This is a genomic window from Baekduia soli (assembly GCF_007970665.1).
Classification (GTDB): Bacteria; Actinomycetota; Thermoleophilia; order Solirubrobacterales; family Solirubrobacteraceae; genus Baekduia; species Baekduia soli.
Genome location: NZ_CP042430.1, coordinates 4,205,135 through 4,226,608, shown reverse-complemented (window position 1 = coordinate 4,226,608; position 21,474 = coordinate 4,205,135). Strand labels below are relative to the sequence as shown.

At 75.5% G+C, this 21,474-nt stretch carries 16 protein-coding genes and 1 pseudogene; 15 read left to right on the top strand and 2 right to left on the bottom strand.

The annotated features are described in order from the left end of the window. Positions 1–57 precede the first annotated feature (57 nt). From FSW04_RS20455 to FSW04_RS20420, 8 genes are all read left to right on the top strand, one after another. Positions 58–705, top strand: coding sequence for a response regulator transcription factor (locus FSW04_RS20455; protein WP_146922078.1), 648 nt, complete (start codon positions 58–60; stop codon positions 703–705). A gap of 1 nt (position 706) precedes the next feature. Continuing rightward, entirely contained in the window at positions 707–1,732 is a 1,026-nt protein-coding gene (locus FSW04_RS20450; RefSeq protein WP_146922077.1) for a sensor histidine kinase, read from the top strand. A 61-nt stretch (positions 1,733–1,793) separates the two neighbouring features. Continuing rightward, complete coding sequence (locus FSW04_RS20445) at positions 1,794–3,254, top strand: aldehyde dehydrogenase family protein (protein WP_146922076.1); 1,461 nt, start codon at positions 1,794–1,796, stop codon at positions 3,252–3,254. Positions 3,255–3,455: 201 nt separating this feature from the next. Beyond that, positions 3,456–4,505, top strand: coding sequence for a zinc-binding dehydrogenase (locus FSW04_RS20440; RefSeq protein ID WP_187368951.1), 1,050 nt, complete (start codon positions 3,456–3,458; stop codon positions 4,503–4,505). A 16-nt stretch (positions 4,506–4,521) separates the two neighbouring features. After that, positions 4,522–5,337: a DUF2520 domain-containing protein gene (locus FSW04_RS20435; RefSeq protein ID WP_146922074.1), complete on the top strand. Its 816-nt coding sequence runs from the start codon at positions 4,522–4,524 to the stop codon at positions 5,335–5,337. Beyond that, on the top strand, positions 5,334–6,176 hold the full coding sequence (locus tag FSW04_RS20430) for an HpcH/HpaI aldolase/citrate lyase family protein (protein ID WP_146922073.1): 843 nt from the start codon (positions 5,334–5,336) through the stop codon (positions 6,174–6,176). Before FSW04_RS20435 ends, FSW04_RS20430 begins: the two co-directional genes overlap by 4 nt. Before the next feature lie 280 nt (positions 6,177–6,456). Beyond that, entirely contained in the window at positions 6,457–8,199 is a 1,743-nt protein-coding gene (gene ilvB, locus FSW04_RS20425) for a biosynthetic-type acetolactate synthase large subunit (RefSeq protein ID WP_146922072.1), read from the top strand. Further along, a complete protein-coding gene (locus tag FSW04_RS20420; RefSeq protein WP_146922071.1) occupies positions 8,196–9,392 on the top strand; it encodes a PucR family transcriptional regulator in 1,197 nt (398 codons plus the stop codon). Before ilvB ends, FSW04_RS20420 begins: the two co-directional genes overlap by 4 nt. Positions 9,393–9,395: 3 nt before the next feature. Here FSW04_RS20420 and FSW04_RS20415 read toward each other — a convergent pair whose 3' ends face one another. Beyond that, positions 9,396–9,785: an RNA-binding S4 domain-containing protein gene (locus tag FSW04_RS20415; RefSeq protein ID WP_146922070.1), complete on the bottom strand. Its 390-nt coding sequence runs from the start codon at positions 9,783–9,785 to the stop codon at positions 9,396–9,398. On the opposite strand from FSW04_RS20415, the gene FSW04_RS20410 reads away from it, so the two are divergent. Continuing rightward, complete coding sequence (locus FSW04_RS20410; RefSeq protein WP_228430607.1) at positions 9,784–10,428, top strand: alpha/beta hydrolase family protein; 645 nt, start codon at positions 9,784–9,786, stop codon at positions 10,426–10,428. The genes FSW04_RS20415 and FSW04_RS20410 overlap by 2 nt on opposite strands. A 2-nt stretch (positions 10,429–10,430) precedes the next feature. Here FSW04_RS20410 and hrpA read toward each other — a convergent pair whose 3' ends face one another. Further along, the gene (hrpA, locus tag FSW04_RS20405; RefSeq protein ID WP_146922069.1) at positions 10,431–14,372 is read right to left on the bottom strand and encodes an ATP-dependent RNA helicase HrpA; all 3,942 of its coding nucleotides are present in this window, start codon (positions 14,370–14,372) and stop codon (positions 10,431–10,433) included. A 22-nt stretch (positions 14,373–14,394) separates the two neighbouring features. Between hrpA and FSW04_RS20400 the strand changes: the two genes are divergently transcribed. From FSW04_RS20400 to FSW04_RS20375, 6 genes and pseudogenes are all read left to right on the top strand, one after another. Further along, positions 14,395–15,387 carry a ribose-phosphate diphosphokinase gene (locus FSW04_RS20400; protein ID WP_228430606.1) on the top strand — a complete coding sequence of 331 codons (993 nt, stop codon included), beginning with the start codon at positions 14,395–14,397 and terminating at the stop codon, positions 15,385–15,387. Positions 15,388–15,481: 94 nt separating this feature from the next. Continuing rightward, a complete protein-coding gene (locus tag FSW04_RS20395) occupies positions 15,482–16,873 on the top strand; it encodes an aspartate aminotransferase family protein (protein ID WP_146922068.1) in 1,392 nt (463 codons plus the stop codon). Next, a pseudogene (locus FSW04_RS28700) lies at positions 16,870–18,313 on the top strand (aminobutyraldehyde dehydrogenase). Before FSW04_RS20395 ends, FSW04_RS28700 begins: the two are co-directional and overlap by 4 nt. A 134-nt stretch (positions 18,314–18,447) precedes the next feature. Further along, entirely contained in the window at positions 18,448–19,173 is a 726-nt protein-coding gene (locus FSW04_RS20385; RefSeq protein WP_146922067.1) for a helix-turn-helix domain-containing protein, read from the top strand. A 29-nt stretch (positions 19,174–19,202) separates the two neighbouring features. Then, entirely contained in the window at positions 19,203–20,537 is a 1,335-nt protein-coding gene (locus tag FSW04_RS20380) for an adenylate/guanylate cyclase domain-containing protein (RefSeq protein WP_146922066.1), read from the top strand. Positions 20,538–20,684: 147 nt separating this feature from the next. Beyond that, positions 20,685–21,461 carry a hypothetical protein gene (locus tag FSW04_RS20375; protein ID WP_146922065.1) on the top strand — a complete coding sequence of 259 codons (777 nt, stop codon included), beginning with the start codon at positions 20,685–20,687 and terminating at the stop codon, positions 21,459–21,461. The last annotated feature ends 13 nt before the right edge of the window (positions 21,462–21,474 follow it).

Sequence of the window (21,474 nt, the reverse complement as noted above, 5' to 3'; positions counted from 1 at the left end):
AGGGCGGGGTCAGCCGCTCGGGTCCAGGGCAGTCGGCGAGAGAGAGGAGAGAGCCGGATGGGTCCCATGGAGGTGCTTCTGGTCGACGATCACGAGATCGTCCGGGCCGGGTTGCGGGCCACGCTCGAGGCGTGGGGTGGGTTCACGGTGGTCGGCGAGGCGTCCAGCGGCGGCCTCGCGCTGCGCCGGGTGCGCGAGCTCGCGCCCGACGTCGCGATCGTCGACTTCCGCATGGGCGACATGCGCGGGGACGACCTGTGTCGCAAGCTGCTGGCGGCGCTGCCCGGCCTCCGGGTCCTCGTCCTCAGCGGCTACCTCAGCGAGGAGGCGGTGCGCGCCGCCCACCGCGCGGGCGCCTGGCGCTACGTCACGAAGTCGGCCGGCCTGGACGAGCTGCGCCGCGCCCTGGAGGACCTGCGCAGCGGCGCGGCCTCGCACACCGTCGAGCAGGCGGCCAGCGTCGTCGCCCGCCAGCACGCGCTGTCGCCCGTCGCCTCGCCGGTCACCACCCAGCAGTCCCAGGTGCTCGAGCTGGCCGCCGCGGGCCTCACCGACCGCGAGATCGGCCAGGAGCTGTTCCTCGCCGAGTCCACGGTCCGGTTCCACATCCAGAAGCTCAAGACCACGCTGAAGGTGCGCAACAAGACCGAGCTGGTGGCCAAGGCCATCCGCAACGGCCTGGTCTCGCCGACGGAGGAGCTCTGAGATGACGCCCCAGGCCGTGCAGCGCCGCAGCGGTCGCCCGCCGCACCAGCGGGGGCGGGCCGACGGCGTCGTCCGGGCGCCCGCCGCGCCCGACGAGAGCCTCGAGGCGCTGACCGAGCGCGTCCTGTGCGACATGGTCCTGCGCGCGCGGTCGACGGCCGGGGTCACCGCCGCGCTGCGCACCGCGCTCGACGCGCTCGGGCCGCTGCTCGGCCGCCGCTCCATCGCCGTCGAGCACGCCGGGGCCGAGACCGTGCGCTGGGGCGAGGGCCACGGCGCACCGGGCACCGCGGGCACGACGCTGCCGGGCGGGGCCCGGCTGACCTACGGGCCCGCCCAGGCGCCGCCGACCGCCGGCCAGGAGCGGGCGCTGGGCCGGCTGGCCGAGGTCGTCGGCGAGCTGCTGCGCACCGACGCCTCCCAGCAGGTGACGCTCGCGGCGAGCTGCCGCGCAGAGCGCGCGCGGCTGGCCGAGCAGATCCACGACGAGGCGATCCAGCTGCTGTTCGCCGCCGAGATGGAGCTGGGCCTGGCCGGCGCCGGCGCCGGCCCCCACGCCGCGCGCGCCCACGAGCTCGTGGCGCGCGCCCAGGGCTCGCTGCGCGGGCTGGTCGACCAGGCCGAGCGCGCGCAGGCCGACCTGCTGCAGGGGCTGGACGCGATGGCCTGCGACCTGGAGGCCGACTTCGGCTGTCGCATCGCGCTGCACGCCGCGCCCGGCGTGCGCGCCCGCACGGCGACGCTGGCGGCCGCCGAAGTGGCCACCGTGGTGCGCCTGGTGCGCGAGTCGGCGCTCAACGCCCTCAAGCACGGGGCCACGGACCGCGTCGCCGTCGTCGTGCGCGCCAGCGCCGGCGACCGGCTCGTCGTCGTGGTCACCGACGAGGGCCTCGGGCTCAGCCCGTCCGCGGAGCCGTCGCACGGCATGCGGTCGCTGCAGTGCGCCATGAGCGCCTGCGGCGGCTCGTTCCGGATCGGACCGCGCCCCCGCGGCGGCACCCGCGTCGTCGCGACGATGCCGCTGTGACCGACCTGGCGCCGGCGCGACCCGACCATCACCATCCAGCTCTCCGAACCGAGAGGACGACATGAGCACCACGGCACTGCAGACCTATCCCATGCTGATCGACGGCGAGGCCGTCTCCGCAGGCCAGGACGGGCAGATCACGCTCGTCGACCCTTCGACCGGCGCCGAGCTCGGCACCGCACCGCTGGCCGGCGTCGGCGACGTCGACCGCGCCGTGGCGGCCGCCCGCCGGGCCTACGTCGAGCACTGGCGCGACTCGATGCCCGCCGAGCGCGCCCGCATCCTGTTCGCCGTCGCCGCCGCGATCCGCGAGCACGCCGAGGAGCTCGCCCACCTCGTCATGCAGAACACCGGCCACCCGCCGGCGTTCGCCCACGGCGACGCCGCCAACGCCGCACGGTACTTCGAGTACTACGGCGGCCTGGCCGACAAGATCCACGGCGAGTCGATCCCGCTCGGCCCCGACTTCATCGACTTCACCCTGCGCGAGCCCTACGGCGTCTGCGCGATCATCACCCCCTTCAACGGCCCGCTGCAGATGCTGGGCCGCAGCACGGCCCCGGCGCTGGCCGCCGCCAACACCGTCGTGCTCAAGGCCAACGAGCAGGCGCCGGCGGCCGTGCTGGCCCTGGCCCAGGTCATCAACGATGCGGGGCTGCCCGCGGGCGTGCTCAACGTCGTCCCCGGCGCGATCGAGGCCGGCAACCGCCTGGTGACCCATCCCGACGTCGCGCACGTGACGTTCACCGGCTCGATCCAGACCGGTGCGGCGATCATGCAGGCCGCGGCGCCGCAGATCACCCCGGTCACGCTCGAGCTCGGGGGCAAGTCCCCGCAGATCCTGTTCGACGACGCCGACATCGAGGCGGCGACGAAGGCGATCGTCGGCTCGGCGCTGGTCACCGCCGGGCAGGTGTGCTCGGCCGGCACGCGCATCCTGACCCACCACAGCATCCGCGACGACGTCTTGGACGCGCTCAACGACGCGATCTCGGCGATCAACGTGGGCGCCCCGGTCGACGGGGCCGACATGGGCCCGGTCATCTCCGAGCGCCAGCTCGACCGGATTCGCGGCGCGATCCGCGCGGGCCGCGACTCCGGGGCCAAGCTGGTGACCGGCGGCGAGGAGCCCGTCGGCGGCGCGCCGTCGGGCGGCTACTTCGTCAAGCCGACGGTCTTCGACGAGGTCGGGCCCAAGGACCGCCTGGCCTGCGAGGAGATCTTCGGGCCGGTGCTCAGCGTCATCCCGTTCGGCAGCTGGGAGGAGGCGCTGCACATCGCCAACGACACGGAGTTCGGGCTGGCCTCGGGCGTGTGGACGAAGGACGTCAGCCGCGCCATGTTCTTCGCGCGCAAGATCGAGGCCGGCCAGGTGTTCATCAACAACTACGGCGCCGGCGGGGGCATCGAGCTGCCCTTCGGCGGCTACAAGAAGAGCGGCATCGGGCGCGAGAAGGGCCTCGAGGTCGTCCACGAGTACACGCAGGTCAAGAACGTCTGCATCACCGCCGCCGCGCGGTGATCGGGCGCTCCGCGGCCTGAGCGGAGGGCGGCGCCCCGCGCGGGCGCCGTCCCCGGCGGCCACCACGACGTGATCCACGCGGCGCGCGCGGCCGCAGAGGCGGTCCCCGCGCGGCTGCACGAGTTGGGAGTGATCTGTGTGAAGGGACGCATCGCCTTTTCGCCTGGGCCGAACACGCCGTTTGAGATCGACGAGTTTCCGGTGCTCAGGCCCGAGCCCGACCAGGTGCTCGTGCGCGTGCTGGCTGCGGGGATCTGCGGCTCCGACGTGCACATGTACCGTGGTGAGCTCGGGATGCTGACCGCGCTGCCGTGCGCGTCGGGGCACGAGATGATCGGCGAGATCGTCGAGCTCGGCGAGCGGCGCAAGCGCGACACGCTGGGCCGCGAGCTGCGTGAGGGCGATCGGGTGGCCTATGCGTACTTCCGGGTCTGCGATGGCTGCCCGACCTGCGCTGCGGGCTCGGTGGCCTGTCCCAACCGCTACGCGGTGCGTGCGCCGTTGACCGTGTATGACCCGCCGCACTTCCACGGTGCGTTCGGCGACTACTACGTGCTGCGCGAGGGCCAGTGGATCTACAAGCTGCCCGAGGCGACCAAGACCGAGCACGCCGTTCCGGCCAACTGCGCGATCGCCCAGGCTCTGGCCGGTGTGCACGCCGGCCAGATCCGCTTCGGCGACACCGTCGTCGTCCAGGGCCTCGGCGGTCTGGGCATCTATGCCGCCGCGCTGGCCCGCGACTCGGGCGCGGGCCTGGTCATCGGGATCGACATGGTGCCCGAGCGCCTCGAGCTGGCCCGGCGCTTCGGTGCCCACGAGACCATCGACATCTCGCAGCTGACCTCGCCCGAGGAGCGGATCGCCGAGATCCAGCGGCTGACGGGCGGCGCCGGGGCCGACGTCGTGATCGAGATGGCGGGCGTGCCCGCCGTCGTGCCCGAGGGCATCCAGTCCATGCGCGCCGGCGGCCGCTATGTGCTCATCGGCAACACGATGGCCGACCGTGCGACCGAGGTCGTGCCCCAGCAGATCGTGCGCTCCAACCGCACGTTGGTCGGGATCGTCAACTACGAGCAGTGGATGCTGCCGCGCACGCTGGACTGGCTGGCCCGGCGCCGCGACGAGCTGCCGTTCGACGACCTCGTCTCCCAGGTCTATCCCCTGGAGCAGATCAACGACGCCATCACGGCGTCTGACTGGGCGGGCTCGAAGGCCAACCTCGGCCGCGCGCTCATCTCCATGACGGCATGAGCCGGGACGGCCGCGCATGAGGGTGCTCGTCCTCGGCCGCGGGCGCGTCGGGCGCTCGCTGGCGGCGGCGCTGCAGGAGGCCGGCATCGCCCACGACCTGGCCCCGGGCGCCGAGCCGCCGGCGCCCGCGCTGACGGCCGCGGCCGACGTCGTCGTGGTCGCCGTGCCCGACCAGGCGCTGCCGGCCGTCGCGGCGGGCCTGACCGGCACGCCGCTGCCCGAGGGCGGGGGCGTCGTGCACGCCAGCGGCGCGCTCGGCCTCGGCGTCCTGGCCCCGGCCGGGACGGTCGTCGGCTCGTTCCACCCGCTGCAGCCGTTCCCGGAGGTGCGGGGCGCCGAGGCGTTCCGCGGCGCGACGGTCGCGATCGACGCCACGACGCCCGCGCTGCTGGCGCGCCTGGAGGCGCTGGCCGTCGCGATCGGCGCGCGGCCGCGCCACGTGCCCGACGAGCAGCGCACGCTCTACCACGCCGCCGCCGTCCTGGCCTCGGGCTGCGTCGTCGCGCTCGCCGCCCGCGCCCAGCGGGTGCTCGAGGGCCTCGGCTGGCCGGCCGACGACGCGCTGGCCGCGCTGCTGCCGCTCATGGACGGCACGGTGGAGAACCTGCGCGTCCAGGGACTGCCCGCGGCGCTCAGCGGCCCGCTGCGCCGCGGCGACGACGCCACCGTCGCGCGCCACGTCGCCGCGCTGGGCGACGCCGGCGACGCGCTGGGCCGCGACACCTACATCACGCTCGGGCGCACCGCCGTGCAGCTGGCCGGCGAGCTGGGGATCGACCCCACCGCGCTGGCGCGCGTCACCGACGGCCTCGACGCGGCGGTGGCCCGGTGATCGCCCCGCTGCGCAGCCTGCTGTTCGCGCCCGGCGACGACCCCCGCAAGCTCGGCAAGGCCCTCGCGTCGGAGGCCGACGTCGTCGTCGCCGACCTCGAGGACGCCGTGGCCCCCGAGGCCAAGGAGGGCGCCCGGGCGACGATCGAGGAGGCGTTCCGCGCCGCCGGCGACCGGCGCGGCGCCATCGTGCGCGTCAACGCGCTGGAGACCCCGTGGGCTCAGGACGACCTGGCCTGGGCGCGCCGGCTTGGCGTCGGAGCGGTGCTCGTGCCCAAGGCCACGCCCGAGGCGCTGGCCGCGCTGCCCGGCGACCTGCCGCCGGTCATCGCGATCCTCGAGACCGCGCTGGGCGTGCACCGCGCGTTCGACGTGGCCAGCCATCCCGCCGTCCGGGTCCTGCTGCTCGGTGCGCTGGACCTCTCGGCCGAGATCGACTTCCGCTGGACGGCGAGCGGCGAGGGGCTCCTGTTCGCGCGCTCCAAGCTCGTGCTGGAGTCGGCCGCGGCGGGGATCGATCCGCCGCTGGACACCGTCTGGGTGCAGTTCGCCGACCACGACGGGCTGCGCGAGGAGTCCGAGAACGTCCGCGGGCTGGGGTTCCAGGGCAAGTGCTGCATCCATCCCGCCCAGGTGGCGATCGTCAACGCGGCGTTCTCCAACGCCGAGCAGGTGGCGTGGGCCCGGCGCGTCGTGGAGGCCTACGACGCCGCGCTGGCGCGCGGCGACGGCGCGATCGCCGTCGACGGCGAGATGATCGACATGGCCAGCCTGCGCCGCGCGCGCGAGCTGCTGCGACGCGCCGGCCCGGCGGTCCCGGAGGACGCGGGAGGGACCTGAGCGCGGTGGCGACGGGGCTCGACAGATGTCGCGCGGAACGGACGGCGACACGCGACAGGAGGCGGGTGCGGGCCCTCGGACACCCGATACGATCCATGACGTGCAGCGCACGGCGCCCATCTCCTCCTCCCGCGGTCGCGTCGCCGCTGCCATCACGTGGATCGCCCCGATTCCCCGCTAGGGGATCGTCGTCGCAGCGTCTTCCGACGCCTCACCCCCTCCCCCCGCGCCCGCCGCGCGCGGCGCCCGACGACCCCCTGCGACCAAGATCGGACCTGCGATGTCCACGACCGCCACGACCCATCCGCGCCGTGCCCCGCACACGGCCACCACGCTCGGCTCCGACGCCGTCCTGCGCTGCCTGGAGGCCGAGGGCGTCACGACCGTCTTCGGGATGCCCGGCGGCGCGATCCTGCCGCTGTACGACGCGATCGCGCGGGGGACCACGATCCGCCACGTGCTCGCCCGCCACGAGCAGGGCGCGGGGCACATGGCCCAGGGCTACGCCCGCGCCGGCGGCGGGGTCGGCGTCGTCTTCGCGACCTCCGGCCCCGGCGCGACGAACCTGGTCACGCCGATCGCCGACGCCGGCATGGACTCCACGCCGCTGGTCTGCATCACGGGCCAGGTGCGCTCCTCGCTGCTGGGGACCAACGCCTTCCAGGAGTGCGACATCACCTCGGTGACCGCGCCGCTGGTCAAGGGCTCGTGGCTGGTCCGCGACGTCGCCGACCTGCCGGCGGTGCTGCACGAGGCGTTCGCGCTCGCGCGCTCGGGTCGTCCCGGGCCGGTGCTCGTCGACATCCCGCGCGACGTGCAGGAGGCACCCTTCGCGCCCGCCCAGGACGGTCCGGGTCCCGTGGCCCCGGACCGGCCGGATCGCACGCTGACCGCCGATCCCGACGGGCTGGCGCGCGCGGCGGCGGCGATCGACGGGGCCCGGCGCCCGGTCCTCTACGTCGGCGGCGGCGCGCAGGGTGCGTCGCCCGAGGTCCTCGCGCTCGCCGAGCGCGCCGGGCTGCCCGTGGTCACCACGCTCATGGGCAAGGGCGCGTTCCCCGAGTCGCACGAGCTGTTCTTCGGCTGGCCGGGCATGCACGGCGCCAAGTGGGCCAACTGGGCCATGCACCGCGCCGACCTGGTCATCGCCGCGGGCGCGCGCTTCGACGACCGCGTGACGGGCCGCCTCGACGCCTTCGCCCAGGAGGCGGCGGTCATCCACATCGACGTCGACCGGCGCGAGCACGGCAAGATCCGCCACGCCGACATCGCCGTGCACGGCGAGCTGGGCCCCGTGTGCGCCGAGCTGGCCGCCCGCGTGGCCGGCGACGACGGCGCACGCGAGCCCTGGCGCGCGCAGCTTCGCGCGTGGCGCGGGCAGTTCCCGCTTCGCTACGACACCGCCGCCGGGGGCCCGCTCAAGCCGCAGCGCGCGCTGGAGGTGCTCGCCGCGGCCACCGCGGGGCGCGACACCGTCTTCACGACCGGCGTGGGCCAGCACCAGATGTGGGCCATGCAGTACCTGCCGTGCGACCGGCCGCGGCGGTTCGTGACCTCCGGCGGCCACGGCACGATGGGCTTCGGCCTGCCCGCCGCGATCGGCGCGCGCGCCGCGTGCCCCGACGCCGCCGTCGTCTGTGTCGACGGCGACGGCTCGTTCCAGATGACCACTCAGGAGCTGGCCACGGCCGTCGGGTCGGGCCTGCCCGTCGTCGTCGTCATCCTCAACAACGGCCGGCTGGGGATGGTCTCCCAATGGCAGTCGATGTTCTACGAGGGTCGCGCGTCGGAGGTCGACCTGCTGCCGGGCATGCCCGACTTCGCGACGATCGCCCGCGGCTACGGGGCGCTCGGCTTCACCGTCGAGGACGAGGACGGCCTGCGCGCGGCGCTGGCCGAGGCGCTGGCGTCGGGCCGCCCGGCGGTGCTCGACGTGCTCGTCGAGCCCGAGGAGCACTGCTACCCGATGATCGTCCCTGGAGGCGCGGCCGCCGACATGGTCGAGTGGCCCGGGGTGGCGTGAACGAGGTGCAGGCCCTCGTCGACGCGCTGGCGGCCGAGATCGGCCGGCCGGTGGGGGTGGACGACCGGCGCTTCCGCGCACTCGCCTACAGCGCCCACGCCGAGGAGATCGACCACGTGCGCCGCGAGTCGATCCTGCGCCGCGAGGCGCCGCGGGAGGTCACGTCGTGGCTGGAGTCGCTGGCCATCGGCGAGGCGGAGGACTACGTGCGCGTGCCGCGCAACCCCACGTTCGGGATGGCCGCGCGCATCTGCGTCCCGCTGCGCTTCCACGACAGCGTCCTGGGGTTCCTGTGGCTCGTCGACGAGCCCGTGCCGCTCGACGACGCCGAGCTGCAGGCGTGCCTGCGCTACGGCCGCGAGCTGGGCGACCAGCTCTTCCGCGTCCGGCGCCTGGAGAGCGAGGAGCGCCTGCAGGAGAACGCCCTGGTCGACCTGCTGCTCACGGGCTCCGTCGACGCCGAGGCCGCCGCCGCCCGGCTGCGCGAGGCGGGCCTGGCGTCGGCCTCCTCCTACACCTGCCTGGCCGCCGTCGTCGTGCCCGTCCCCGGCGTTTCGCCGCCCGACGCCGTCGGCGTCCGGCTGTCGGCGGCCCTGGAGGTCCTGCGCCGCGCGGTGGCGCCGCACCACCTCATGACGGGCGCGCCGTCGGAGCGGGCCGTGGCGATCCTGGCCTACGAGGATCCCGAGGAGCCGCGCCGGCGCGCCGCGACGCTCGCCGCCGCCGTGGCCGACCAGACCGCCCAGGGCGCGGGGTGCCGCGTGGCCGTCGGCGTGGCCGGCGCGCACCCGCGCCCCGCGGGCCTGCGGGCCGCCCACGACGAGGCGCTGCGCGCCGCGCGCGTCGCGCTCGTCGACGACGCCCGGCACCCGGTGGCGCTGTGGGACGAGCTCGGCGCCTATCGGACCGTGACGACGCTGCTCGGCGACCGCCCGCCGGAGGCCATGCTGCCCGAGCCGCTGCGGCGGCTGCTGGCCGGCTCCGACGCCGCGACGCTCGTCGCGACGCTCGAGTGCTACCTCGAGCACGGCGGCGACGTCCAGGCCGCGGCGGCGCAGCTCTTCGTGCACCGCAGCAGCCTCTACAACCGCCTGCACCGCATCGAGGAGATCGCGGGCGTCGACCTGCGCTCGGGCGACGACCGCCTCGACCTCCAGCTCGGCCTGCGCCTCTGGCGCCTGGCGGGCGCCTGAGCGTCAGCCGCGGCGCGACTGCTCGTAGCGCCGGCGGTCGCGCTTGGTCGGCCGCCCGCCGCGCTCGGCGGCCAGCTCGTGGCCGAGGCGGCGCTGGGCGGCGTACTCCTCGCGCGCGGCGGCGCTCTCGGCCGTCTCGCGGTACAGCAGCGCGGCCTCGGACGCCGGCCCGCGGCGCGGCGCGATGCCCAGAACCTCGACGTCGCGGCGCACGGGCCCGGTCGTGATCTGCAGGCGGTCGCCGGGCCGGACGTCCTTGCTCGGCTTGATCGCACGACCGTTGACCTGCACGCGGCCGCCCCTGACCGCCTCGGCGCCGAGCGCGCGCGTCTTGACCAGGCGGGCGACCCAGAGCCACTTGTCCACGCGCAGGGCGCCGCACTCGTCGTCCATGGCCTTCATGCTGTCAGGTGTGCCGGTGCTCGACGTCGACACGCCGCAGGGTCTCGCGCGCGCCCATCTGCACCCCGTGGCCGCCCCGGTCGCCGCGCTGGTCCTCGGCCACGGCGCGGGCGGGGCGGTCTCCGCGCCCGACCTCGTCGCCGCGACCGCGGCGGCCCGCGCCGCCGGCCTGGCCGTCGTGCTCGTCGAGCAGCCCTACCGGGTCGCCGGGCGCCGCAGCGCGCCCGCCGCCCCGCGGCTCGACGAGGCCTGGCTCGCGGTGCTGGCCGCCCTGGGCGCCGGGCCGCTGGCCGGCCTGGGGATCGTCGTGGGCGGGCGGTCGTCCGGCGCGCGCGTGGCGTGCCGCACCGCGCAGGCCGCCGGCGCGCGCGCCGTGCTGTGCCTGGCCTTCCCGCTGCTGCCGCCGCGCCGCGCGGGCTCGGCCTCGCCGCCGGTCTCCCGGCTGGCCGAGCTCGAGGCGGCCGGCGTGCCGGTGCTCGTCGTCCAGGGCGAGCGCGACCGGTTCGGGATGCCACCCGAGGGCCCGGGCCGGACGGTCGTGACCGTACGCGGCGACCACGGGCTCAAGGGCGACCTGCCCGCCGTGGGCGCGGCGGTCGCCGCGTGGCTGCCGGGCGTGGTGGGCGCGGCCTGAGCTCAGGCCGCGGCGGCGGCCTCGTCCAGGAGGCGGCGCACCCGCTTGGCCGAGACCTGGCCGTGCACGCCGAGGCCCTGGGCGAAGTGGCTCATCCGCAGCTCCTCGAGCATCCAGCGCGCCTGCTCCAGTGCCGGCGGCGTGGCGCGCCCGCGCCACCGCGCCGCCACCTCGCGGCGGCGCTGCTCGAGCTCCTGGACGCCCGCCATCCGGTCGCGGTCGACCGCGACGGCGTCGGGCAGCCGCTGCATCCGGCGCACGGCGCCCTGCAGGTAGCGCAGGACGTCGGGCAGCCGCGCGGCGCCCGTGGCCGTGATGAACCCGTCGAAGACCAGGCCACCGGTCTGCCGCGCGACGTCGAGCCGGGCGGGCTCGTAGACCGCGGCGGTCAGCCCCTCGGCCGCGCGCTGCACCTCGCGCCGGGCGTCGAGGATGGCGGCGACCTGCTCGACGACCTCCAGCGTCGCCTCGGCCAGCCCGCCGGCGACGTGGTCGCGCAGGCGCGCGAAGCCGCCGGCGTCCCAGGCCGGGCCGCCGGCCTGCGCGACGAGCGCGTCGACGGCCGCCGCCGTGGCGTCGGCCAGGACGGCGGCGGGGGAGCCGTGCGGCGCGTCGGACAGCGCGAGCTGCCGCGGGCCCGGCAGCCGGCCCAGGACCCAGCGCGCGGGCGACGGGACCGTGAGCAGCAGCAGGCGCCGGGTGCCGGCGGCCATCGCCTGCTCCTGGGCGGGGGCGCTGTCGAGCAGGCGCACGCCGACCGCGTCGCCCTCGTCGACCAGGGCCGGGAACGCCCGCACGGCGCGCCCGGTCCCCGGCAGCGTGACCTCCCGGGGCAGGTCGCCGAGCTCCCAGGCCCGCAGGCCGTGGCGTTCCAGCCCGGGCACCGCCGCCGTCAGCTCGGCGCGCAGCCGGGGCGCCAGCGCGGCGCGCAGCGCGCCGAGGTCGGTGCCCTCGCCCTGCACGCGGCCTTCCTCGTCCTCGACGCGGAAGCGCATCCGCAGGTGGGCGGGCAGGCGGTCCAGGTCCCAGTCGCCGGGCGCGACGCGCACGCCGCGCAGCGCCAGCAGCTCGCGGCTGAGCGCCTCGGGCAGCGGCTCGGCGCGGGGTTGGAGGCGGGCGAGCAGCTCGGCGGCCACGTCGGGCAGCGGCACGAGCGGGCGGCGCAGCTCCTTGGGCAGCGTGCGCAGCAGCGCGGTGACGAGCTCCTCCCGCAGCGCGGGCACCTGCCAGGCGAAGTCCTCGGCGCGCAGCTGCGGCAGCCCCTTGAGCGGCACGTGGACGGTGACGCCGTCGGCGTCGGTCCCCGGCGCGAAGGTGTAGGACAATGGCATGGACAGCTCGCCCTGGCGCCAGCGCTGCGGGCGCCCGCCGCCCGTCGCCGCCTCCGGGTCGCCGACGAGCAGCTCGCGCGTGAACGTCAGCAGGTTCGGGGAGCGGCGCCGCTCGTCCTTCCACCAGCGGTCGAAGTGCGCGCCGGAGACGACCGAGGCCGGGATCCGCGCGTCGAAGAACGCGTACAGCGTGGCGTCGTCGACGAGGATGTCGCGGCGGCGCACGCGGTGCTCGAGCGCCTCGACCTCCTCCAGCAGCCGTCCGTTGTCGGCGAAGAAGCGGTGGCGGGTGTCCCAGTCGCGCTCGACCAGCGCCCGGCGGAGGAACAGGTCGCGCGAGAGGCCGGGGTCGATGTCGCCGTAGCCCACCGTGCGCCCCGTGACGATCGGCAGCCCGTAGAGGGTGACGCGCTCGGTCGCCACGACCGACGCGCGCCGCTTCTCCCAGCGCGGCTCGCCGTACGAGCGCTTGACGAGGTGGGCGGCCAGCGGCTCGATCCACTCCGGCCGGATGGCTGCGGCCGTGTGGCCGTACAAGCGGTTGGTCTCCACCAGCTCGGAGACCATGACCCAGGCCGGCCCGCGCCGCGCGAGCGCCGAGCCGGGGGAGAGGACGAAGCGCGCGCCGCGGGCGCCGAGGTACTCGCGCCCCGCGGCGTCGCGCACCCCGACGTGCGAGAGCAGCCCGGCGAGCAGGGCGACGTGGATGTCGGCGGGCTCGGCCGGCGTGCGGTTGAGCCGCACGCCCGCCTCGCGCGCGGCCGACCGAAGCTGCGAGGCGAGGTCCTGCCACTCGCGCACGCGCAGGTAGTGCAGGTACTCGGCCTTCAACCGCTTGCGGAACTGGTTGCCGGACAGCTCACGCCGCTGCTCGTGCAGGTGGCGCCACAGGTTGACGAAGGCCAGGAAGTCCGAGGTGTCGTCCCTGAAGCGCGCGTGGAGCTGGTCGGCCTGCGCGCGCTGGTCGGCCGGGCGCTCGCGCGGGTCCTGGATCGACAGCGCCGCGGCGATGACGATGACCTCGTCGGCGCACGAGCGGGCGTCGGCCTCCAGGACCATGCGGCCCAGCCGCGGGTCGACGGGCAGGCGAGACAGGCGACGGCCGACGTCGGTCAGCCGCTGCGCCGGGTCGGTCGCCCGCGGGTCCAGCGCGCCGAGCTCGACCAGCAGGTTGACCCCGTCGCGGATCTGGCGGGCGTCGGGCGGGTCCAGGAACCCGAAGTCCTCGATCTCCCCGAGGCCCAGCGCGGCCATCTGCAGGATGACCGCGGCGAGGTTCGTGCGCAGGATCTCGGGGTCGGTGTAGCGCGGGCGGCCGGCGAAGTCCTCCTCGGAGTACAGCCGGATGCAGATCCCGTCGGCCGTGCGCCCGCAGCGGCCCTTGCGCTGGTCGGCCGAGGCCTGCGAGACCGGCTCGATCGGCAGCCGCTGGACCTTGAGCCGCGCGCTGTAGCGGCTGATCCGCGCCGTGCCGGGATCGACGACGTAGCGGATGCCCGGCACGGTGACCGACGTCTCGGCGACGTTGGTGGCCAGGACGACGCGCCGGCCGCGGTGGGCGGTGAACGCGCGCTGCTGCTCGGCGGCCGACAGCCGGGCGTAGAGGGGGAGGATCTCGACGTCGTCGGGCAGGCGGCCGGCCAGCGCGTCGGCCGTGTCGCGGATCTCGCGCTCGCCGCTGAGGAAGACCAGGACGTCGCCCTCGGGGTGGGCGGGGTCGCCGAGCAGCTCGTCGACGGCGTCGCCGATCGCCTCCGTCGGGTCGCGGTCGGGCTGCGCGCCGCCGCCGTCGACGTCGTCCTCGTCGTTGGCGGCCGGCGCGGCCGCCAGCGGGCGGTAGCGGACCTCGACGGGGAAGGTGCGGCCGGAGACCTCGACGATCGGCGCGTCGCCGAAGTGCGCGCTGAAGCGCTCGGGGTCGATCGTCGCCGACGTGATGAGCACCTTGAGGTCGGGGCGCCGGGGCAGGATCTCGCGCAGGTAGCCCAGCAGGAAGTCGATGTTGAGGCTGCGCTCGTGGGCCTCGTCGATGATGATGGTGTCGTAGCGGCGCAGGAGCGGGTCGCGGCCGACCTCGGCCAGCAGCAGGCCGTCGGTCATCAGCCGCACCAGCGTGTCCTGCTGCGAGCGGTCGGTGAAGCGCACGGAGTAGCCGACGGCCTCGCCGAGCGCCACCTCCAGCTCGTCGGCGATGCGCTGGGCCACGGTGCGCGCCGCCAGCCGGCGCGGCTGGGTGTGGGCGATCGTGCCGCGCACGCCGCGCCCGAGCTCGAGGCACATCTTCGGCAGCTGCGTCGTCTTGCCCGAGCCCGTCTCGCCGGCGACGATGACGACCTGGTGGCCGGCGATCGCCGCGAGCAGGTCGTCACGGCGCGCGCTGACCGGCAGCTGGGGCGGGTAGCTGACCGCGGGGACGGCGGCGCGGCGCCGGGCCACGTGGGCCTCCGCGCGCCCGATCTCCTCCTCCAGGCGGCGCAGCGCGGCCGTCCGGGCGTCGTCGTCGCGGGTGCGGCGCACGCGGTCCAGGCGCCGCCGGAGGCGGTGCTCGTCGCGGAGGGTGAGGGCGGCGAGCCGCGGGCGCAGCTCGCCGGCCGGCGCCGGCGGGGCGGACATCAGGCCTGCGAGGATAGGCGCGATGAGCCGCCAGCCCACGTACCTCGGCATCGACTACGACAAGCGGTTGATGCTGTTCGCGGGCCGCAGCCATCCGGCGCTGGCCGCGAGCATCGCGCGGCGGCTCGGCGTGGGCCTGGGGCCCGTGCAGCTGGAGACCTACGCCAACGGCGAGGTCTACTGCCGGTTCGACGAGTCGGTGCGCGGCGCCGACGTCTTCGTCGTGCAGTCGCTGTGCGGCACCCGCGACGGCGCGCTGTCGATCAACGACGCGTTCATGGAGCTCATCCTGCTCGTCGACGCGGCCGTCGGCGCCTCGGCGCACCGCGTCATCCCGGTCATCCCGTGGTTCGGCTACAGCCGCCAGGACAAGAAGTCGCTGCTGCGCGAGCCGATCAGCGCCCGTGCGATCGCCCGCATGCTCGAGTCCGCCCGGGTCGACCGCGTGCTGACCGTCGACCTGCACACGGGCCAGGCCCAGGGCTTCTTCTCGGCCCCGGTGGACCACATGACGGCCACGATCCTGCTGGCCCAGCAACTCCAGGGCAGCGTGGCGCCCGACACGGTCGTCGTCGCCCCCGACGCCGGGCGGGTCAAGCTGGCCAAGAAGTTCGCCACGCGGCTGGGCACCGAGCTGGCGATCCTGGACCCCGAGAGCACCGAGCGCCGACACGCGGTCATCGGCGAGGTCGCCGGGCGCACGGCGATCGTCGTCGACGACATCATCGACACGGGCGGCACGCTGTCGGCCGCGGTCGGCATCCTGCGCGACGCGGGCGTCGCGTCGATCCGGGCGGTCGCCGTGCACCCGATCCTCAGCGGCGACACGCTGCAGCGCCTCGGCGAGCTCGGCCTGGACGAGGTCCTGGTGACCGACACCGTCCCGCTGCCCGTCGGCCTGCCGCCGTGGATGCGGGTCGTGGGGTGCGCCGACCTGCTGGCCGACACGATCCACCGCATCTTCACCGACGACTCGGTGAGCGAGGCGTTCGGCGGCGAGAACATCCGGGGCTGACCCCGACGAGATGGACACCCGGCGCCCCGCCTGACCCGACGCCGCGGCACAAGCGGGGTGGACGCCCCGCAGGACGGCGCCTATCGTGGCCCACATGAACCATGACGAGCTCCAGCAGGCCGCGTCGGACCATCTGCTGCTGCACTTCTCCAAGCAGCACGTCGACGACCTGCTCGTCCTCGAGCGCGGCGAGGGGCCCTACGTGTTCGACACGCGCGGCAACCGCCACATCGACGCGCTCTCGAGCCTCTTCTGCGCCCAGATCGGCTACAGCTACGGCGAGGAGATGTCGGCGGCGGCCGCCCGCCAGCTGACGACCCTGGCGTTCAACACGAACTGGGGCACCGCGCACCCCGCGTCGATCGAGCTGGCCCAGCGCCTGGCCGGCCTGGCCCCCGGCGACCTGAACCGCGTCTTCTTCACCAGCGGCGGGTCGGAGTCCGTCGAGGCGGCCTGGAAGCTGTGCCGCGAGTACCACCTGGCCACGGGCCAGCCGCAGCGCACGAAGGCCATCGCGCGCGACATCGCCTACCACGGCGTCACGCTCGGCGCCCTGTCGTTCACCGGCGTGCAGCGCTTCAAGGAGCCGTTCGGCAAGGCGCCGATCGACGTCACGCACGTCTCGAACACCAACCTGTTCCGCGGCGGTCCCGACGGCAGGCCGGTCACCGACCCGGCCGCGTTCTGCGCGCAGCTGCTGGCCGAGGTCGAGGCGGCGATCGTCGCCGCCGGCCCCGAGGAGGTCGCGCTCATCATCGCCGAGCCCGTGCAGAACGCCGGCGGCTGCCTGACGGCGCCCGAGGGCTACTGGCGGGGCCTGCGGGAGCTGGCCGACCGCTACGGCGCGCTGCTCATGGCCGACGAGGTCATCACGGGCTGCGGCCGGCTCGGGGAGTGGTTCGGCATCGACCGCGAGGGCGTCGTGCCCGACCTGGTCTCCCTGGCCAAGGGCCTGACGTCGGCCTACGCGCCGATGGGCGCCGTCGTGGCGTCGGACCGCGTGATCGCCCCGATCCTGGAGGCCGGCCAGGTCTTCCGCCACGGCATCACGTTCGGCGGCCACCCCCTCAGCGCCGCGATGGCCCTGACCAACATGGACATCTTCGAGCGCGACGGCGTGCTGCAGAACGTGCGGGCGCTGGAGGGCCACCTCGAGGACCGACTGGGCGAGCTCCTGGCGCTGCCGATCGTCGGCGACGTCCGCGGCCGCGGCTTCTTCTGGGCGCTCGAGCTCGTCGCCGACGACGACAACACGCGCTTCGACGCCGGCCAGCGCGACCGGCTGCTGCGCGGCTTCCTGCCGCGGCGGCTGCGCGAGGCCGGGCTCGTCGCGCGCTGCGACGACCGCGGCGACAGCGTCCTGCAGATCGCCCCGCCGCTCATCAGCGACCGCGACCTGCTGGACCGCATCGTCGACGGGCTGGGCGAGGTGCTCGCCGACGCCGGCGCCCACATGACGGCGTCCCCCTCGGCCGCGACGGCCTGACCGCGACCGCCGTCAGGACCCCGGGCAACCTCGTCGGGGGCGAGCTGGTCGACGCCGTCGACGGGACGGTCCGCGAGATCGTCAACCCCGCGACGGGCGCCGTCATCGCCCGGGTGCCCGACGGGGGCGCCGCGGACGTCGAGCGGGCCGTGGGCGCCGCGCGCGCCGCCCGGACCGGCTGGCGCGGCACGCCGCCCGCCGGGCGCATGGACGCCCTGCTCGCGCTCGCCGAAGCCGTGCAGGCCCACGCCGACGAGCTCGCCGCGCTCGAGTCGCTCGACGTCGGCAAGCCCATGTCCCTGGCCCGGGAGGAGCTGCCGATCTGCGCCGACGAGCTGCGCTTCTTCGCCGGCGCGGCCCGGACGATGAGCGCGCCGGCCGCCGGCGAGTACGCCGAGGGCCACACGTCGATGGTCCGCCGCGAGCCGATCGGCATCGTCGGCCAGATCGCGCCGTGGAACCACCCGCTCATGATGGCGATCTGGAAGATCGCCTCGGCGCTGGCGGCAGGCAACGTCGTGGTCCTCAAGCCGCGAGCTCACGCCGCTGACCACGCTGCGCCTCGGCGAGCTCGCCGCGCCGCTGCCGCCGCCGGGGGTCCTGAACGTCATCACCGGCGACGACGACCCGGTCGGATCGAGCATCGTCGCCCACCCCGACGTCTCCATGGTGTCGCTGACCGGCAGCGTGCGGACCGGCAAGGGCATCGCCCGGGCGGCGGCCGACAGCCTCAAGCGCGTCCACCTCGAGCTGGGCGGCAAGGCACCCGCGATCGTCGACGACGACGCCGATCCCGTCGCGGTCGCCGAGGGGCTGCGGATCGCCGGCTTCCTCAACTCCGGCCAGGACTGCAGGGCGGCAGCGCGCGTGCTCGCCGCGCCCGGGATCTACGACCGGCTGCTCGAGGAGCTCGTGCCCGCCGCGGCGTCGCTGGTCGTCGGCGACCCGGCGGAGGGCGATGCCGTCGAGATGGGCCGCGTGGTCTCCGGCGCCCAGCAGGAGCGCGTCCTCGGGTTGCTGGACCGGGCGGCCGACGCGGGCGCGCAGGTCCTCACGGGCGGCGCCCCGGGCCGCGGGCAGGGCTTCTTCGGGCAGCCGACGGTGGTCGCGGGAGCCGCCCAGGACAGCGAGATCGTCCAGAGCGAGATCTTCGGGCCGGTGGTCTCCGTTCAGCGCCTCGACGACGCCGACGACGCGATCGCGCTGGCCAACGACGTCCCCTACGGCCTGGCGGCCTCGGTGTGGACCCGCGACGTCGGGCGCGCGATGGACGCCGTGCGCCGCCTGGACTTCGGCTGCGTGTGGGTCGACGACCACCTGCCGTTCCTCTCCGAGATGCCGCACGGCGGCTTCAAGGAGTCGGGCTACGGGAAGGACCTGTCGGTCTACGCGCTGGACGACCACACGCGGGCCAAGCAGGCCATGATCCGGCTGGGCTGAGCCCGGCGCGGCGTGCCGGGCCGGCGGCCGGCACAGGGTCCGATCGGGCACGGTCGGAGATCCGTACCCTTCTGGGCAATATGACCCAGCGCGAGGGGTTAGTGTGCGATTCGATGGGGAATTCTGCGCGTGTCGTGTCCCGCGAACTCGCTCGTGTCCTGGAAGCCGATCCGGACCTCGGCGAGGGACTCGCGCCCGAGGAGCTCGAGCGCGCACGCCATCAGCTGGTGGCCGGAGTCCTCCAGCTCGACACGGGGGCGTGGAGCCCCGAGTCGGTCGCCGCGCCGGCCGCCCCGTTCGGCCTGCTCGTGCTCGACGGCGTGCTCCTGCGCGACCTGTCGCTCGGGCGGCGCTCGTCGACCGAGGTGCTCGGGGCGGGCGACATCCTGCGCCCCTGGGACGCCGACGCCGAGGTCTCCGAGCTCCCCCTCGTGACCCGCTGGAGCGTGCTGCAGCCCGCGCGCGTCGCGGTGCTCGACGCGCGCTTCCGCCAGACCGCGCTGGCCTACCCGGCGGTCGTCGACGCGCTCCTCGGCCGCATGGCCCGCCGCCACCGCTGGCTGTCGGTGCGGCTCGTCGTCAACCAGCTCGTGCGGCTGGACGACCGCCTGCTGCTGGCCCTCTGGGCGCTGGCCGAGCGCTGGGGGCGCGTCACGCCCGACGGCGTGCTCGTGCCGATGGAGCTGACCCACAGCGCGCTGGCCCGCCTCGTCGGCGCCCGCCGGCCCTCCGTCACCTCCGCGATCGGCGACCTCGCGGCCGCCCGCCAGCTCGAGCGCACCGAGGACGGCTGGCTGCTGCTCGGCGACCCCGCGCACCTGACCGACCCGGTCACCGACCGCCTCCGCGCGCCCGCCTGAGCCCGGCGCGGCGCGGATACGCTGCGCGCATGGAGGAGGGCCACGTCCGCTGGGCGCGCAACGGCGAGCACAGCATCGCCTACCGCGTGCTGGGCGACGGACCGGTCGACCTCGTGTTCCTCGGAGGGGTCCCGTCGCACATCGAGGGCTTCATCGAGGAGCCCGGCCTGCGGCGCTGGTGGGAGCGGCTGGGCTCGATCGCCCGGGTCATCCTCGTCGACCGCCGCGGCGTCGGGCTCTCGGACCGCCCGCACGAGCCGTGCGGCCTCGACGACGAGGTCGCCGACCTGCTCGCCGTGCTCCGCGAGACCGGCTCCGAGCGCGTCGTCCTGCAGTCCTATGCCTCGGGCGGCCCGCTGGCCGTCGCCTTCGCCGCGGCCTGGCCCGAGCGGACCTCCGCGCTCATCCTGTACGCCTCGATGGTCGCGCCGCATCGCGACGACGAGCTGCCCTGGGCCGCCACGCCGCAGCAGCGCGAGGAGCGGCTGCGGCGCGGCGCCGAGCACTGGGGCACCGGGGCCAACCTGGAGGTCATGGCGCCCAGCGTGGCCGGCGACGTCCGGATGCGCGAGTGGCTCGGCCGGCTCGAGCGCCTGTCGGCGACGCCGGCGGGGATGCTGCGCGTGGCCGCCAACCTGGCCGGGGTCGACGTGCGCCCGCTGCTGGGCGGGCTGGACGTGCCGACGCTCGTGCTGCACCGCACCGGCGACCGCTTCATCGACGTCGGGCACTCGCGCGTGTACGCCGCGCGGATCCCGGGCGCGCGCCTGGTCGAGCTGCCCGGCGCCGACAGCCTGCCCATGGTGGGCGACACGGAGGCCCTGCTGGGCGAGATCGACGAGTTCCTGACGGGCAGCCGCCACACGACGAGCGGGCTGCAGCGCCGGCTGCTGACGATCCTGTTCACCGACATCGCCGACGCCACCGGCCACGCCGCCCGGCTGGGCGACGGGCGCTGGCGCGACCTGCTCGCCGCCCACGACGAGGCGATCCGTCGCGAGGTGGAGCGCTACGGTGGCCGCGAGGTCAAGACGGTCGGCGACGCGTTCATCGCCGCCTTCGAGGGGCCGCCGTCCGACGCGCTGCGGTGCGCGCGGACCGTCGTGTCCGCCGTCCGCGGGCTGGGCATCCGCGTGCGCGCCGGCCTGCACACGGGGGAGTGCGAGCTCATCGGCGGCGACGTGGGCGGGATGGCCGTGCACATCGCCGCGCGGGTGGCCGAGATGGCCGGCCCCGACGAGATCCTCACGTCGGGCACCGTCTACGGCACGGTCGTCGGGTCGGGGCTGGACTTCGAGATGCGCGGGGCGCACGCGCTGCGCGGCGTTCCCGGCGCCTGGCCCATTTTCGCTCTGAGGCCCTGAGCACTCAGGACTGCCTGGTGTTACGGCGGTCATCGCCGGACCGCGCACCGCAACCCTGTCCCGGTCCCGCAGTTCCCACCGACAAGGGAAAACCGACAGGGAGGCAACCCCATCATGTTCCGCAGGTTTCGCTCGAAGGGGACCCTGGTGCTCGCCAGCGCCGTGGTCCTGGGTCTGCTCATCTCGAGCTTCGCCGTCGCGTCCGGCGAGGGTGGTGCGATCCTCGGCGGCAAGCGCAACCCCGGCTCCAACGAGAGCGCGGCGCTGAGTCGCGAGACCCAGATCATCGCCAACACCGGCACCTACGGCACACGCCAGTCCAACAAGTCCGACAACGGCGGCGGCGCGATCTACGGCTGCCGCTCCAAGGCGGGCGGCTCCCCCAAGGGCAACGAGCCCTGCGTGCGGGCCAGCAACCTGGCCGACGGCCGGGCGTTCGAGTTCGAGTCCAAGGGCGGCACCGAGGTCGGGGCGATCACCTCGTCCAACGCGGCCGCCGCGCCGTTCACGACCAACGCCCACGGCGTGGCGACCGGCCTCAACGCCGACCAGGTCGACGGCAAGAGCGCCGACGACATCCAGAACGACACGCTCAAGGCCGCCCACACCGACGCCGTGGCCACGGCCCAGGGCCTGAGCCCGTTCGCGGCCGTCGACGCCGACGGCACGCTCGGCGGCAACCGCGGAGCCACCTCGGCGTCCCGCACCGGCGCGGGCACCTACACGGTCGTGTTCGCCAACGACGTCTCGGGCTGCGCCCTCAGCGCCACCGAGACGCAGTTCGAGGATGCCGGCGCCGTCGGCGTGCAGCTCGGCGGCGACCACAAGACCGTCACGGTGCGCACGCGCGCCGGCGGCGGGGCCGACGGGACCGGCGCGACCGCGCCCACCGACCGGCCGTTCCACCTCGTCGCCACCTGCTGAGGCGCACGGGAGC

What these genes read in the sequence shown, in the direction of transcription:
- FSW04_RS20455 (WP_146922078.1), top strand. Translation starts at nt 58, where the DNA reads ATGGGTCCCATGGAGGTGCTTCTGGTCGACGATCACGAGATCGTCCGG.
- FSW04_RS20450 (WP_146922077.1), top strand. Translation starts at nt 707, where the DNA reads ATGACGCCCCAGGCCGTGCAGCGCCGCAGCGGTCGCCCGCCGCACCAG.
- FSW04_RS20445 (WP_146922076.1), top strand. Translation starts at nt 1,794, where the DNA reads ATGAGCACCACGGCACTGCAGACCTATCCCATGCTGATCGACGGCGAG.
- FSW04_RS20435 (WP_146922074.1), top strand. Translation starts at nt 4,522, where the DNA reads ATGAGGGTGCTCGTCCTCGGCCGCGGGCGCGTCGGGCGCTCGCTGGCG.
- ilvB (WP_146922072.1), top strand. Translation starts at nt 6,457, where the DNA reads ATGTCCACGACCGCCACGACCCATCCGCGCCGTGCCCCGCACACGGCC.
- FSW04_RS20410 (WP_228430607.1), top strand. Translation starts at nt 9,784, where the DNA reads ATGGCCTTCATGCTGTCAGGTGTGCCGGTGCTCGACGTCGACACGCCG.
- FSW04_RS20415 (WP_146922070.1), bottom strand. Translation starts at nt 9,785, where the DNA reads ATGGACGACGAGTGCGGCGCCCTGCGCGTGGACAAGTGGCTCTGGGTC.
- hrpA (WP_146922069.1), bottom strand. Translation starts at nt 14,372, where the DNA reads ATGTCCGCCCCGCCGGCGCCGGCCGGCGAGCTGCGCCCGCGGCTCGCC.
- FSW04_RS20400 (WP_228430606.1), top strand. Translation starts at nt 14,395, where the DNA reads ATGAGCCGCCAGCCCACGTACCTCGGCATCGACTACGACAAGCGGTTG.
- FSW04_RS20395 (WP_146922068.1), top strand. Translation starts at nt 15,482, where the DNA reads ATGAACCATGACGAGCTCCAGCAGGCCGCGTCGGACCATCTGCTGCTG.
- FSW04_RS20380 (WP_146922066.1), top strand. Translation starts at nt 19,203, where the DNA reads ATGGAGGAGGGCCACGTCCGCTGGGCGCGCAACGGCGAGCACAGCATC.